This is a genomic window from Streptococcus sp. CL9.43 (genome assembly GCF_049737935.1).
In the GTDB taxonomy this organism is placed as follows: Bacteria; Bacillota; Bacilli; order Lactobacillales; family Streptococcaceae; genus Streptococcus; species Streptococcus infantis_I.
The window spans coordinates 297,236-311,534 of the sequence record NZ_JBKOTS010000003.1; the positions used below are offsets into that span (position 1 = coordinate 297,236).

Consider the following 14,299-nt stretch of genomic DNA (forward strand, 5'->3'; position numbering starts at 1 on the left):
CCTGAGGCGACTGTCTCAGGTTTTTTATATATCTATTATAGCATCGACTCCCTTTTCTGAGAATAGCATTTCAAGCAATTCTATAATTAGTAACCTTTTTACTAAAAAATAATCAAAATTAGAAAAATATATCTTAATTTATAAATTATTCTTTTTTTTATAATAATTCCCTCAAAAACTTGACTTTATTTTAGTATGAACATACAATAGAATCAATATATGAAAACGCTACCAAAAATTCAAAAGAGAGGTTTTTTAATGAAACCAGAAAATAAGCAGCGCTTCTCTATTCGTAAATATACAATCGGGACCGCTTCTGTATTGATTGGCTTTGCCTTTCAGGCTCAAGCTGTTGCTGCTGACGGAGTTGTGCCTGCTACAACAGAGAATCAACCTGCTGTCCAAACCACTGGAGAAGTTACTCCACCAACGAGTGAAGAAAAACTCGAGACTACTCCTTCAACAGAAAATGTAGCTCAAGCGTCTCCAGTCGCTCCAGTAACAAATACTGAAGCTCCAACAAAATCAGAAATAACTGGAGAAGCTAAGAAGTCAGAACCAGAAGAGGTAGAAAATAAAAAAGTTGCTACAGTTGAGGCTCCTTCAGCCAAAGAATATAAACTTCCTGAGACAGGAAGCCAAGGTTCAGAATGGTTGATTGCTACAGGTCTCATGGCTGCTCTCACAGCTTATGGACTAAGCAAGAAAAAAGATTAAGCACAAATAAAAAGCGAGATAGAATCTCGCTTTTTTTATTATCATTAGTCACCCAAACCGATGCGTTCGAAGATTTCATCCACCCGTTTGGTGTAGTATGTTGGGTTGAAGATTTCATCGATTTCTTCTTGAGTGAGACGTGAAGTCACTTCTGGATCTGCTTCAAGAAGTGGTTTGAAGTCTACTTGGTTATCCCATGATTGGGCAGTCTTCGGTTGAACAAGGTCGTATGCTTGCTCACGTGTCATCCCTTTTTCAATCAAAGTCAACATAGCACGTTGGCTAAAGATAAGTCCAAATGTAGAGTTCATGTTGCGAATCATGTTTTCTGGGAAGACTGTCAAGTTCTTGACGATGTTTCCGAAACGGTTGAGCATGTAGTCAATCAAGATGGTTGTGTCTGGTGCGATGATACGCTCAGCTGATGAGTGAGAGATATCACGTTCGTGCCAGAGTGACACATTTTCATAAGCTGTGACCATGTGACCACGGATCACACGCGCAAGACCTGTCATGTTTTCAGAACCGATTGGGTTCCGTTTGTGAGGCATTGCTGAAGACCCTTTTTGACCTTTGGCAAAGAACTCTTCCACTTCCCGTTGTTCAGATTTTTGAAGACCACGGATTTCAGTTGCCATCCGCTCAATCGAAGTTGCGATGCTCGCAAGAACTGCAAAGTACTCAGCGTGAAGGTCACGAGGAAGCACCTGTGTAGAGATTTCTTGAGCACGGATACCCAATTTATCGCAGACGTATTTTTCAACGAATGGTGGAATGTTGGCAAAGTTACCAACCGCACCAGAAATCTTACCAGCTTCCACACCAGCAGCCGCATGCTCGAAACGCTCGATGTTCCGTTTCATTTCGCTGTACCAAGTCGCCAATTTCAGACCAAAAGTTGTAGGCTCAGCGTGCACACCGTGGGTACGCCCCATCATGATGGTGAACTTGTATTCTTTGGCTTTGTCAGCAATGATGTTGAGGAAGTTTTCAAGATCCTTGCGGATGATATCGTTGGCTTGTTTGTAGAGGTAACCATAGGCCGTATCTACCACGTCAGTAGAAGTCAAACCATAGTGAACCCACTTGCGTTCTTCACCAAGCGTCTCAGAAACCGCACGTGTGAAAGCCACTACATCGTGACGAGTTTGCTGCTCGATTTCCAAAATACGGTCAATGTCAAAATCCGCCTTCTCGCGAATCAAAGCCACATCTTCCTTAGGGATTTCTCCCAACTCAGCCCATGCTTCATCAGCCAAGATTTCCACCTCAAGCCAAGCACGGTATTTATTTTCTTCAGTCCAAATGTTCGCCATTTCAGGGCGAGAGTAACGTTCGATCATGTTTAATTTTCCTTTCTTTTGATGTTTCTCATCAGTTGGCAAGCAACAGTCACTTTACTCAAATTCTTCTTTCCCAATCCACATAGATGGGTAGTGATCTAATGTATTCACATCTGTATCCAGCGGGACATCATAGATAGCTAAATAGTTTTCAGGATATTGAGCAGTCAGCTCTTCATACTTAGCTTTCACTTTTTCGTGATTGCTACTAGCATACAAGACTTCGACGACTGCTCCCGTCTTTTCTTTTTCAACAAATGCGTTGACAATGAGTTGAATCATAGGCATGTCCTAAAAATCAATCCCTTTCCCAAATTCTTCAACCTCATCTGGCACATCACTAAACAAAGTCACATGTCCCATTTTGCGGTTGTGCTTCGCTTCTATTTTACCATATAGGTGGAGGTGGGCGCTTGGATTTTCTGTCACATATGTTTCAGCTGCTTCGACGTGTTGGCCGAGGACGTTGAGCATGACTGCTGGAGCATGGAGGTGGATTGTTGGAAGTGGCGCTCCGAGAACGCCCAAGATATGTGTGTCAAATTGTGAAAAATCACAGGCTTCGATTGAGTAGTGTCCAGAGTTATGTGGGCGTGGCGCGATTTCGTTGACAATAATGTCATCAGCTGTCGCAAACATTTCCACACAAAGAGTTCCAGACAAGTTCAGCTGTTCAGCGATTCGCACTGCCATGGCTTTGGCTTTTTCAGCCAGACTTTCTGAAATGCGAGCTGGCACGATGGTCTTAGACAGGATATTGTTACGGTGGATATTTTCCTGAACCGGGAAAACTGTCACGTCCTTGCCATTTCCTGACACAATGACAGAAATTTCAAGGTCGAAATTGACGAATTCTTCTAAAACGCAATCTGCTGAATCTGCTAGCGCATAAGCTTCTTCTAAATCTTCCGCTGAACGAATGACCTTTTGTCCATGGCCATCGTAGCCACCAGTCGCAGTCTTGAGGACATAGTTTTTAGAAAGGTCGATATCTGCCAAATCCTGGTTTGAAGTCACAACCTTGTAGGGTGCCACGGTGACTTGAGCCTTATTTAAGAGAAAGTCCTTTTCAAAGATGCGATTTTGGGAAATGCGGAGCAAATCTGTCCCTTGAGGGAGTTGACCATCCTTGATGACAGCATCCAAACCATCGGCATCGACATTCTCAAACTCATAGGTCAGGACATCGCAACGCTCCGCCAACTGACGGAGGGCGTCCACATCATTATAAGGCGCCACGATGATTTCCGCCACACGAGAGGCTGGGCAATCCGCCGCAGGATCCAGCGCGATAACCTTGTGTCCCATGTAGATAGCAGAAATGGCCATCATCTGACCCAGCTGACCACCACCGATAATTCCGATTGTTTTAGATGAGCTCATTCGTCGACTCCTCTGCGATTTTTCCTTGTTCTTCTGCGAAATCTGCCAATGCTGTTGCAATAGCCTGATCCTCTACTGAAAGGAGACGGAGGGCAAAGAGGGCCGCATTGGTCGCACCTGCTTCACCAATAGCCATTGTCGCAACAGGCACACCACCCGGCATCTGAACAATCGAGTAAAGAGAATCCACGCCACTAAGCGCTCGTGATTTGACTGGTACACCGATGACAGGGAGGGTTGTTTTGGCAGCTACCATACCTGGCAAATGGGCTGCGCCACCCGCACCTGCGATGATAACCTTGATGCCACGGCTACGGGCTTCCTCCGCATGTCTAAACATGAGGTCTGGTGTACGGTGAGCGGAAACAACTTTCTTTTCGTAGACTACACCGAAGCGGTCTAGGACTTCAGCGGTTTTTTGCATGGTTGCCCAGTCGGATTTTGAGCCCATGATGATGGAAATTACTGGTTTCATTTTTAATCCTTTTTCTTCCTTTTTTGACAATCACCTTAGGTTGTGAGGGACGGCAGCAGCCACCAAAGGTGTCTCATGCCTAAATCGGAAGCCCAAGGTCTTCCGATTTCCCTGAACGATTGGCTTATAATCCAATCGTTCTTTCACAACGGCGGTGATTGCTCTATATCAGCTCGCTAATGCTCGCAAATTAAACGACCATTATCGGGTTTGGCGACTGCGTCGCTTTTTCTTATATCTTTATCTAATTGCCTTGCTTCCGATATCTGTTCGGTAAAAGAGGCCTTCTGTATTTTGTTTGTTGAGTTGGTTGTAGATAATGTTTTGGCCGTCTTTGACAGTATCTGCTGTGGTGACTAACATATAGACACGTCCACCGTTTGAGAGGAGGTCTTCCCCATTTTCAGCAAATTTAGCTCCGGCATAGTAAGTGATGATGTCGCCTTCTGTCTTGGTAGGAAGCTTGACACCTTTCTCATAAGCGAGTGGGTATCCGTTTGAGGCTACAACAACGCCTAGTGTCACACCCTTGTCCATCCAAGTGATGGCTGGCTCTTTGCCTTCCAAAATGTCAGTAATGTTATTCGCGAAGTCAGATGTCAAACGAGGTAAGATAATTTGCGTTTCTGGATCTCCGAAACGAGCGTTAAACTCGATGACTTTGGGCCCATCAGCTGTCAAGATAAGACCTGCGTAAAGGACACCAAGATAGGGGCGCCCTTCTTTAATCATCCCTTCGAGGACTGGCTTGACAATGGTGTCAACCGCTGTAGCAACCACGCTCTCTGGCAAGTGTGGAACTGGCGCATAGGCACCCATACCACCCGTGTTAGGCCCCTTGTCGCCATCATAGGCACGTTTGTGGTCCTGAGCTGTTGGCATGATGTAGAACTTGTCACCATTTACAAAGGCAAAAAGTGAAAATTCCTCTCCTGCAAGAAACTCCTCGATAACCACACGCGCACCTGAGTCCCCGAATTTATTGTCCAAAAGCATCTCGTGAGCGGCTTCTACTGCTTGCTCGACTGTCTCAGCAACGACGACACCTTTCCCAAGGGCCAAACCGTCTGCCTTGACTACGATTGGAGCGCCTTTTTCTTCGATATAGGCCTTGGCTTCCTCGAAATCTGAGAAGGTCCCATAGGCTGCTGTCGGAACATCGTATTTGACCATGATTTCCTTAGCAAAATCCTTGGACCACTCCAACTCCGCTGCCAATCTTGTCGGACCAAAGGCTTTGAGGCCAGCTGCATTGAACTCATCCACAATCCCAGCCGCAAGGGCGTCATCTGGACCAATGAAGGACCAAGCAATATCGTTGGCTTTTGCAAACTCAATCAATTTAGAATGTTCGGAAATAGAGATATTTACCAATTCCAGATCATCCAGAGTCATCCCGTCGTTCCCAGGAGCTACAAAGACTTTTTCAACATCTTTTGACTCAAGCAACTTCTTAGCAATGGCATGTTCACGACCACCCGAGCCGACAACTAACAGCTTCATCTTTCAACCTCTTTTGCGAATTATTTACTAATATTATACCATAAACGTTCGTTTTAATCTTGTTTCGTTTCGCTTTTAAAGCAAAAAAAAGGAAAGAAACTGTTTTCTTCCCTTTTATTTTCTTAATGTCTAAAATGTCTCACGCCTGTGAAGACCATGGTTAAGCCGTATTTATCAGCAGCTTCGATGGATTCTTGGTCACGGACGGATCCACCAGGCTGGATGATAGCCTTAATACCTGCTTTAGCGATTTCTTCCACGTTATCCGCAAATGGGAAGAAGGCATCTGAAGCAAGAACAGCGCCGTCAAGGCGGTCTTTGGCTTGATTGATGGCAATACGAACAGAGGCCACACGGTTGGTTTGACCTGGGCCAACACCCAGTGTCATGTGGTCATTAGTCACGATGATTCCATTTGATTTGACATACTTGATAGCTTTCCAAGCAAACTCAAGGGCAGTCGCTTCTGTCTCAGTTGGTTGGCGTTTGGTTACCACTTGCCAGTCAGCTGGGCTTTCTTTGACCACGTCTTGATTTTGAACGAGGAGTCCACCGACAACACCTGTATATTCTGCTTCCACTTCACTAGCATCTTGTGCGTCAAATGGCAAGGCAAGAATGCGCAAATTTTTCTTTTTGTTGGTCAAAATGGCTAGCGCTTCATCCGTATAGCTTGGTGCAATGATGATTTCGAGGAAAACACCGTGCATCTTCTCAGCTGTCGCAGCATCTACCTCACGGTTGAGAACGACAATTCCACCAAAGATAGAAACTGGGTCAGACTCATAAGCGTAGTCCCAAGCATTCTCGATGTCATCAGCTTGACCAATCCCACATGGGTTCATGTGTTTCAAAGCCACAACCGTTGGGCGTTCTTTGAAATCGCGAATGATACGGATGGCAGCATCAGCGTCACGGATATTGTTGAAGGACAATTCCTTACCGTTGAGCTGTTTCGCTGAAGCAATTGAGTAGTCCGTTGGCAAGGCTTTTTGGTAGAAGTCTGCGTCTTGTTGAGGGTTTTCACCATAACGCATAGCTTGTTTAAGGTCATAAGTCAAGGTGAGTTTTTCAGGTTTACTTTCACCCACTTGAGCTGTGAAGTATTCTGCAATCAAGGCATCGTATGAAGCTGTGTGACGGAAAACCTTAGCTGCCAAGCGTTGGCGAGTTTCGTAACTTGTTTCGCCGTTGGCTGCCAATTCGTCAAGCACAACAGCGTAGTCAGCTGGGTCTACCACAACTGTTACGCTAGCGTGGTTTTTTGCTGCTGAACGAAGCATTGATGGACCACCGATATCGATGTTTTCAACGGCATCCGCATAAGTCACGTCTGGTTTAAGAATGGTTTCCTTGAATGGGTAAAGATTGACCACAACAAGGTCAATCAATTCGATTTTGTTATCCTTGGCTGCTTCTAAGTGACTATCCAGGTCGCGACGAGCGAGGAGACCGCCATGGATATTGGGGTGGAGGGTCTTGACACGACCGTCCATCATTTCCGGGAAACCAGTCACATCATCGATAGCAATGGTATCAACCCCAGCATTGTCTAGGACAACTTTGGTACCACCTGTTGAGATGATGTCCCAACCAAGTTTTTTAAGTTCTTGGGCAAATTCAACAATGCCCGCTTTATCTGAGACTGAAATAAGTGCTCGTTTAGTCATGTTCTTTCTTTTCCTTTTTAAAAAAGTTCTTTCTTTGCTACAGTCGAAATTATTCTTTCAGCTCTAGCACTTCCTTATTTGCGTGCAACTCCCAAATGTTCCAAGACTTCTGGATAGAGTTTGTACTCTGTTTCGTGGATGCGAGTCTCGAAAATATCAAGGGTGTCTCCTTCAAGGTGTGGTACACGAACCTGTTTGATGACCTTACCGGTATCAACACCAGAGTCCACCCAGTGAATAGTCACGCCAGACTGGTCCACACCTGCACTCCAAGCATCCTCAATGCCATGAGCACCTGGAAATTCAGGAAGATAAGCCGGATGAATATTGATGATACGGCCTTCATAAGCTGCTAGCAAGGTTGGGCCAACAATTTTCATATAACCCGCCAAGCAAACCAAGTCAATCTGATGTTCATCCAAAAGTTCGACGATGGCTCCTTCATAGTCTGCCTTGTTCTCAAACTCTTTAAGTTCAAAGGCATAGGTTAAAACCCCAAGTTTTTTGGCACGCTCAAGTACATAGGCATCCCGATGATCTGAAAAGACAAATTCTACTGGAAATTGTTCCGCAATCACCTGAAAGTTTGAGCCGTTACCAGAGGCAAAAACAGCAATCCTTTTAGTCATTATTTAATCACCACACTTGCGCCATCTTTCTTCACAATACGACCAATTTCATAAACAGGTTCGTCAAGAAGTTCTTTGACACGTTCCACATTCTCTGGTTTAACCGCAAGCATGAGACCAATACCCATGTTGAAGATTTCAAACATTTCTTCATGTTTGATTTGGCCATATTTTTCAAGAGCTTTGAAAACTGGAAGAACTGGGACTTTGCTTTCGTCAATTTCAGCAGCCAAGTCATCAGCGAACATACGTGGTACATTTTCGATAAAACCACCACCTGTGATATGGGCAATCCCGTTGACCAATTCTTCTTTGATGAGTGGCAAAGCTGCTTTGACGTAGATACGAGTTGGTTCCAAAAGAACGTCTTTAAGTTTCTTGCCTTCCAATTCTGGGAGGACTTCTTCACCTGTGTAATCCGCAAAAACACGACGCACGAGTGAGTAACCATTTGAGTGGATACCGCTTGAGGCAAGTCCAAGAATCACATCACCTGCAGCTACTTTTGAACCGTCGATGATTTGAGATTTTTCTGCAACACCAACAGCAAACCCAGCCAAGTCATAGTCGTCTTCACCGTACATACCAGGCATTTCAGCCGTTTCCCCACCGATAAGGGCTGCACCAGCCTGCACACACCCTTCGGCTACACCAGCAACGACTTGTTCTAGTTTAGCTGGTTCATTTTTACCAGTTGCGACATAGTCCAAGAAGTAGAGGGGCTCTGCACCTGCAGCGATGATATCGTTGACACACATGGCCACACAGTCTTGACCAATGGTATCGTGTTTGTCATACTTTATAGCTAACATGAGCTTAGTTCCGACACCATCCGTCCCTGAAATCAAAACTGGCTCTTTAACACCTGTTTTTGAAAGGTCAAACATGCCACCGAAACCACCAAGAGCTCCCATAACACCCGCACGTTCTGTACGTGCCACGTGTTTTTTGATCCGTTCAACAACTTCATAACCCGCTTCAACATCCACACCAGACTGCGCATAAGCATTTTTATTCGTCATTTTATTCATTCCTTTTCTTTTTTTGAGAAAGACTGCGACGTATTTTTAGATAAACAATTATTTTATCTAAAAATACTAGTCAGGTCTCTAACTTTGGTCCCATAGGAGAAAGCGTCTACTGACAAATGCTTTAGCTTTTAGTCAGTAGTGAGACGTGGAGCGTATGCATTTTTATTTGTCATTTGTTTATTCCTTTTCCTTTCCTTCAATGGGGAATTTTATTTGTAAAAACTCGTTTTTTCTTCTAAACTTCTACGATATTCTTCTTCATAATCATAGAGAGGAGTTGGATATTTCCCATCAAAGTAAGCAACACAGAGACCGCCATTTGGCGCATCTGTTTCAATCCCAATAGAGTCAATCAACCCATCAATAGAAAGATAAGTCAGGCTATCCGCACCAATGATTTGGCAAGTTTCCTCAACAGTATGATTAGCCGCAATCAACTCCTGACGTGTCTGGATATCAATCCCGTAAAAACATGGATAGGCAAGAGCAGGACTACCAATGGCAACGTGTACTTCTGATGCCCCCGCTTCTTTCAAAAGTTGGACAATGCGACGAGATGTCGTGCCTCGTACAATCGAGTCATCAATCATGACAACGCGTTTGCCTTTAACGACACCAGAAACAGCAGATAACTTCATCCGAACCCCTTGCTCGCGTAATTCTTGAGTCGGCTGGATAAAGGTCCGTTGCGTATATTGGTTCTTGATGAGACCCATTTCATTTGGCAGACCTGATTCTTCCGCAAAGCCCATCGCTGCGCTAAGAGAGGAGTTTGGCACCCCGACTACGATATCGGCTTCATGCTTGAACTCACGTGCTAATTGAGCTCCCATTCTCTTACGAGCTGTATGGACATTGACTCCGTGGATATTGGAGTCAGGACGTGCGAAGTAGATATACTCCATGGAACAGATAGCCAACTGAGTATCGTTTGTATAGCTGTCATACTGGATGCCATTGTCATCAATAATGACAATCTCGCCTGGTTTTACGTCTCGAATCCACTCAGCACCGATTACTTCAAAGGCACAGGTTTCAGATGAAACCACTACTGCTCCATTCGCCATTTTCCCGATTGATAGAGGACGGAAGCCATTTGGGTCAAGCGCTGCAATTAACTTATCTTCAAACATCAAGAGATAAGCAAAACCACCTTTGACAAGACTGAGCGCTTCCTTAATTTTACCCATCAGGTTTGGATTGTGGCTACGGCGAATAAGGTGAGCCAAGATTTCAGAGTCAGAGGTTGAGCTGAAAATCGCTCCTCTTTGTTCCAATTCTTGCTTGAGCGATTCTGCATTGGTCAGATTCCCATTATGAGCCAAACCAAACTGCATATCGTGAAAGCGGAAAAGGAAAGGTTGGATATTGTCTACAGAAGCTTCTCCCGCAGTCGCATAACGCACGTGTCCAATAGCTCCAGTTCCTGTCAATTTATCCAAATTCGCAGGATTTTTGAAGACTTCTGATAAAAGCCCCATATCACGATGACGCTTCAATTTCCCTTGGTCATTGGAGAGGATTCCTGCCCCCTCCTGACCACGGTGCTGAAGACTATGGAGTCCAAAATAGGTCAATTTGGCAGCGTCTGGGTGACCCCAGATACCAAAAACACCACATTCTTCATTAAGAGATTTTACTTCGTATGTCATTTTATATACCTAATTTTTATTTGTGTATCATTCCTTAACGATACTAGAACGGAATGATACGGCAGAAGTTCGTTTCACTCGCAACAACAAATCATTTGCAATTCTCGCAAGTTACATCTACTTGATTTTACATTGACTAATGGTTATCTATTAGAAAATCTGCAAAGCCTATTTTCCAGTAAAGTATTTAACCGCTGACGCAAAGAGGTGTTGGTCTTTATTTCCTGGAATATTTTGGAAAAGACCGTCTTCGAAACGTTCTGAGTGTCCCATCTTACCGATGATTTGACCATTCTTACTTGTGATACCTTCAATCGCATTGACAGAACCGTTAGGATTGTATTTAGAATTCATGCTTGGTTTGCCTTCGAAGTCAACGTATTGGCTAAAGATTTGACCATTGTCACGAAGTTCTGCAAATTCCTCAGCTGTCACGACAAACTTACCTTCACCGTGTGATACTGGGATGGCATGGATGTCACCAACTTTCACGCCAGCAAGCCATGGTGAGTTCGTATTGGCAATACGTGTTTCAACCATCTTAGCCACGTGTTGGTTGGCATCATTGTAGAAGAGGGTTGGACTAGTACTGTTTGCATCTTCAAAGTTACCATATGGAAGGAGACCTGATTTGACAAGAGCTTGGAATCCATTACAGATACCGATAATCAAACCACCACCTTCGATGAAGCTATCAATGGCTGCACGCACTTTTTCATTGAGCAAGATGTTCACGATAAATTTAGCTGATCCATCGGGTTCGTCAGCGGCTGAGAAGCCACCTGCAAAGAAGATAATGTTCGCTTTTTCGATATTGTCAACCATTGTGTCAACAGACTTGACAATTGCCTCTTCATTCAATGTGACAAATGGTACTAAGTTGACTTTTGCACCTTCTTTTTCAAAGGCCTTAGCTGAATCGTACTCAGAGTTAGTACCTGGGAACACTGGGATGTAAACTACTGGTGTCTCAACTGTTTCTTTAGCTTTGACAACAGCATCTGATGCCACAGCAGGTACTTCTTCCAACTCAGTTGCCTGTGCAAATTCCGTTGGGTAAACCTCTTCCAATTTACCTTGGAAAGCACTGTCAAGTTTGTGTCCATCAAGCGTTACACCATTGACAGTAAGTGTAAAGTCAGCAGTTGTTTGTCCAATCTTGTTAACTCCCGTAATTTCTTCAGGCGATGTGAAGATGAATCCACCTAATTGAGCTGTCAAAACAGTCTCAATATTTTCAAGGGTTACAGTGGCACCGATATGGTTACCAAATGTTGCAAGGGCAAGAGCTTCAAGGACACCACCATATTTAACAGCTGATGCAGCTGTCACATTGTGGTCAGCTTGGATGGCTTCAAACTGAGCAAAGTTAGACTTGATAAGATCGAAGTCAATTTCTTGTGCCAAAGCTTGACCTGGGATGTAGTAAATATTTTCACCAGCAGCTTTGAATTCTGGAGAAAGAACCTTACGGCTATCTGCAGTTGTCACACCAAAAGCAACCAAGGTTGGTGGTACGGTCAATTCTTCAAAGGTACCAGACATAGAGTCTTTACCACCGATAGATGGCAAACCAAGTTGAATCTGAGTTTCAATGGATCCAAGAAGAGCAGCTACTGGTTGACCAAAACGCTCTGCTTGTTTATCCATACGCTCGAAGTATTCTTGATAAGAGAAACGAGCCTTAGACCAGTTTGCACCAGCAGCAACCAAACGAGCAGTTGCTTCGATGACCGCATAAGCAGCACCATGATATGGAGACCATTCTGCTACATAAGGGTTGAACCCTTGCGCCATAACAGAAGCAGTCGTTGTCACACCATGTTGGACTGGCAATTTCTGTACAGAAGCTTCAGTTGGTGTAATTTGGTAGCGACCACCAAGTGGGTGATTGACTGTTGAACGACCAACTGAGCTATCAAAGATAGTTTGCAACCCTTTTTGACTGGCATGGTTAAGATCAGCCAAGACTTCAAGAGTATCAGCTTCAAGGGTTTCGGCAGATGTTTGACGTTCTTCTGGAAGCTTGACATCCTTGTCAACTACCTTAGCATCCACAACTACACGTACACCGTTTGTATCAAGGAAACGACGTTCCAAATCAACGATGGTTTCGCCATTCCAGTGCATAACAAGATTTGGTTTTTCAGTCACTGTTGCAACGACAACTGCATCAATATTTTCTTTGTTACATGCTGCAATGAAGGCATCTACATCTTCTGGACGAACTACCACAGCCATACGCTCTTGAGATTCAGAGATGGCAATTTCGGTACCGTTCAAGCCTTGATATTTCAATGGTACTTTGTCTAGATCAATTTCAAGTCCATCAGCCAATTCACCGATCGCTACGCAGACGCCACCAGCACCAAAGTCATTTGATTTCTTGATCAGACGTGTCACTTCTCCATTACGGAAAAGACGTTGGATCTTACGTTCTTCGATGGCATTCCCTTTTTGAACCTCAGCACCAGCTGTTTCAACAGATTCAACCGTTTGAACTTTAGATGAACCTGTCGCACCACCGACACCATCACGTCCAGTCTTACCACCGAGCAAGATAATCACATCACCTGCTTCAGGTTTTTCACGGACAACATTTTCCTTAGGAGCCGCACCGACAACGGCACCTAGCTCCATACGCTTAGCAACGAAACCTGGGTGGAAGTATTCACGAACATAAGTTGTTGCAAGACCAATTTGGTTACCATATGAAGAATAACCGTGAGCCGCTGTTTTAGAAATCACTTGTTGTGGCAATTTACCAGCGCGAGTTTCTGAAATTGGAGCTGTAATATCGCCCGCACCTGAAATACGCATGGCTTGGTAAACGTAGGAACGACCTGACAATGGGTCACGAATGGCACCACCGATACAAGTAGCCGCTCCACCAAAAGGTTCGATTTCCGTTGGGTGGTTATGGGTTTCGTTCTTGAACATGAGAAGCCATGGTTCTTTGACACCATTGACATCCACCTCAATTTCAACTGAGCAGGCATTGATCTCATCAGACACTTCCATGTCGTCCAAACGACCATTTGCGCGCTCATAACGCCCAAAAATAGTCGCCATATCCATCAAGGTTTGAGGTTTTTCTGTACGTCCCAACTCATCACGCATGGCGATATACTTGTCATAAGTCGCTTGCAATTGTTTTTCAAATTTAGAAGCTGAGAAGTCAATGTTTTTCAACTCAGTCTCGAAAGTCGTGTGACGGCAGTGGTCAGACCAGTAAGTATCCAAAACCTTCAACTCAGTCTCAGTTGGCACACGTCCAATAGACTTGAAGTAATCTTGAATGAAAAGAAGGTCATCCACTTCCATGGCCAATCCTTGCTCAGCCTTGTACTGTGCAAAATCTTCTGCTGTATAAGTTTCAAAGAAATCCAAGTTTGGAATGGTCTTGTCAGACTCAGAGAAATCCTGTTTGGCAATACCAAGAGTGATGTCTTTGAAACGAGAATCCACTGGGTTCAAGAGATAGTTTTTAACAGCTTCCAATTCATTCGCATCAATATCCTTATTGACCAAGTAAAGTTGTGCTGTATTTACCATTACATCACTTGAGCTACCAAGCAACAGCAAAGCTTCCTGTGAAGATGCCGCACGTTGGTCAAATTGACCAGGCAAACTTTCGATAGCAAAGAAAGCATACTTCTCAAGATCAGCCTTAACCTCAGCTTCATCCAAAACAGTATCGGTCACCTGCTCAGAGAAGATATGTTTTTCCGCACGCGCAAACAAGTCCTCTGCCAAATTAAAAACATCATAAACCTGAACAATCCGAAGATCATTTAAAGTTTTCAACTGAAGATTATGCTGTAATTCTTTTACTAAAGAATCAGATTTGACACGAAAATCAGCTTTTTTCTCAACGAAAATACGTTTATCCATTT

Annotated in this window: 12 protein-coding genes; 1 reads left to right on the top strand and 11 read right to left on the bottom strand. The window is 44.1% G+C overall.

Annotated elements, in window-relative coordinates:
- Positions 1–258: 258 nt before the first annotated feature.
- Positions 259–717: a YSIRK-type signal peptide-containing protein gene (locus ACLNCS_RS06775; protein WP_424847941.1), complete on the top strand. Its 459-nt coding sequence runs from the start codon at positions 259–261 to the stop codon at positions 715–717.
- A 44-nt stretch (positions 718–761) separates the two neighbouring features.
- Here the strand turns inward: ACLNCS_RS06775 and purB are convergent, their stop codons facing one another.
- The 11 genes from purB to ACLNCS_RS06830 all read right to left on the bottom strand — a co-directional run bounded on the left by purB (position 762) and on the right by ACLNCS_RS06830 (position 14,297).
- Positions 762–2,060, bottom strand: coding sequence for an adenylosuccinate lyase (gene purB / locus ACLNCS_RS06780; RefSeq protein WP_424847943.1), 1,299 nt, complete (start codon positions 2,058–2,060; stop codon positions 762–764).
- Between the two features lie 54 nt (positions 2,061–2,114).
- On the bottom strand, positions 2,115–2,342 hold the full coding sequence (locus tag ACLNCS_RS06785; protein WP_424847945.1) for a phosphoribosylaminoimidazole carboxylase: 228 nt from the start codon (positions 2,340–2,342) through the stop codon (positions 2,115–2,117).
- Positions 2,343–2,351: 9 nt separating this feature from the next.
- Positions 2,352–3,443: a 5-(carboxyamino)imidazole ribonucleotide synthase gene (gene purK / locus ACLNCS_RS06790; protein WP_070676971.1), complete on the bottom strand. Its 1,092-nt coding sequence runs from the start codon at positions 3,441–3,443 to the stop codon at positions 2,352–2,354.
- A complete protein-coding gene (gene purE, locus ACLNCS_RS06795) occupies positions 3,430–3,918 on the bottom strand; it encodes a 5-(carboxyamino)imidazole ribonucleotide mutase (protein ID WP_000805610.1) in 489 nt (162 codons plus the stop codon). The genes purK and purE overlap by 14 nt, the downstream gene beginning before the upstream one ends.
- Before the next feature lie 30 nt (positions 3,919–3,948).
- A complete protein-coding gene (locus ACLNCS_RS06800; protein WP_080980075.1) occupies positions 3,949–4,065 on the bottom strand; it encodes a phosphoribosylaminoimidazole carboxylase in 117 nt (38 codons plus the stop codon).
- A 93-nt stretch (positions 4,066–4,158) separates the two neighbouring features.
- Positions 4,159–5,421 (bottom strand): phosphoribosylamine--glycine ligase, encoded by a 1,263-nt coding sequence (gene purD, locus ACLNCS_RS06805; protein ID WP_070676970.1) that lies wholly within the window; start codon positions 5,419–5,421, stop codon positions 4,159–4,161.
- Positions 5,422–5,543: 122 nt separating this feature from the next.
- A complete protein-coding gene (gene purH, locus ACLNCS_RS06810) occupies positions 5,544–7,091 on the bottom strand; it encodes a bifunctional phosphoribosylaminoimidazolecarboxamide formyltransferase/IMP cyclohydrolase (protein WP_070676969.1) in 1,548 nt (515 codons plus the stop codon).
- Between the two features lie 74 nt (positions 7,092–7,165).
- Positions 7,166–7,720 carry a phosphoribosylglycinamide formyltransferase gene (purN, locus tag ACLNCS_RS06815; RefSeq protein ID WP_424847949.1) on the bottom strand — a complete coding sequence of 185 codons (555 nt, stop codon included), beginning with the start codon at positions 7,718–7,720 and terminating at the stop codon, positions 7,166–7,168.
- On the bottom strand, positions 7,720–8,742 hold the full coding sequence (gene purM, locus ACLNCS_RS06820; protein WP_424847972.1) for a phosphoribosylformylglycinamidine cyclo-ligase: 1,023 nt from the start codon (positions 8,740–8,742) through the stop codon (positions 7,720–7,722). Before purM ends, purN begins: the two co-directional genes overlap by 1 nt.
- A gap of 218 nt (positions 8,743–8,960) precedes the next feature.
- Positions 8,961–10,403 (bottom strand): amidophosphoribosyltransferase, encoded by a 1,443-nt coding sequence (purF, locus tag ACLNCS_RS06825; RefSeq protein ID WP_414315052.1) that lies wholly within the window; start codon positions 10,401–10,403, stop codon positions 8,961–8,963.
- A gap of 168 nt (positions 10,404–10,571) precedes the next feature.
- On the bottom strand, positions 10,572–14,297 hold the full coding sequence (locus ACLNCS_RS06830) for a phosphoribosylformylglycinamidine synthase (RefSeq protein WP_424847951.1): 3,726 nt from the start codon (positions 14,295–14,297) through the stop codon (positions 10,572–10,574).
- Positions 14,298–14,299: the final 2 nt, after the last annotated feature.